Annotated in this window: 1 protein-coding gene; it reads right to left on the reverse strand. The window is 62.6% G+C overall.

Annotated features, from left to right (window positions below; all coding sequences use genetic code 11):
* On the reverse strand, positions 1–1,022 hold a 1,022-nt coding region (gene bamA / locus QOZ99_RS22285; protein ID WP_306892177.1), incomplete at both ends, for an outer membrane protein assembly factor BamA.

A 1,022-nucleotide genomic window follows, 5' to 3' on the forward strand; every position in this document is an offset into this window, starting at 1 on the left:
CGGATGACCCAGTCGCGGGTGCGGGTGTTGCCGCGGATCTCGATGCGCTCGATATAGACGCGCGGCCCTTCCTCGACGGCGAAGACCAGCGAGATGGTGCGGCTCTGCACGTTGCGGTCGCCGCGCGGCCGAACCTGGGCGAAGGCGTAGCCGGCCTTCGACACTTCGATCGTCGCGTTCTCGACCGACTTCTCGACCAGTTCCGCGTTATAGACCTGACCCTTCTGAACCCGCAGCGCCGCGCGGATGGTCGACGGATCGACATCCTTGATGCCGGACACGACATCCACCGAGCCGACCGTATATTGCGGGCCCTCGTCGATGACATAGGTCAGGATGAAGCCGTTCTTCGCGCGATCGAGATCGGCGGTCACGGAGATGATGCGGAAATCGGCATAGCCGTGCTTCAGGTAGAAGCGGCGCAGCAGTTCCTGATCCGAATTGATGCGGTCGACGTCATAGACGTCGGTATTCTTGAGCCACGACAGCCAGTCGGTCTCGGTCGTGGTCATCTCCTCCTTCAACTTGTTGACGGAGAAAGCCTTGTTGCCCACGAACTTGATCTCGGCGACGCCGAGCTTCTCGCCTTCCTTGATCTCGAAGACGAGATCGACGCGACCCTGGCCACGGTCGATGATCTGGGGCTCGACGCGAACGTCGTAACGCCCGGAGCGGTGATACAGTTCGATGATGCGCTGCGTGTCCGCCTGCACCGTCGTCTTGGAGAACGGCGCGCGGGGCTTGGACTGCACCTCGGCGGCAAGCTGCTCGTCCTTGAGCTTCTTGTTGCCCTCGAACGCGACCTTGTTGATCACCTCGTTCTCGGCAACGGTCACGACAAGCCGGCCGCCGCGATTGGCGATCGTCACATCGGAAAACAGGCCCGTCGCGTACAGCGCCTTGAGCGCCTCGTCGATCTTCGCCGGGGTCAGCGGCTCACCCGGCTTGCTCTGGAAATAGGAGCGGATGGTCTCCGCATCGACGCGACGGTTGCCCTCGACCACGATCGAGCTGGCGCTCTG

Origin of the sequence: Ancylobacter amanitiformis (assembly GCF_030814815.1) — a bacterium.
GTDB lineage: Bacteria > Pseudomonadota > Alphaproteobacteria > Rhizobiales > Xanthobacteraceae > Ancylobacter > Ancylobacter amanitiformis.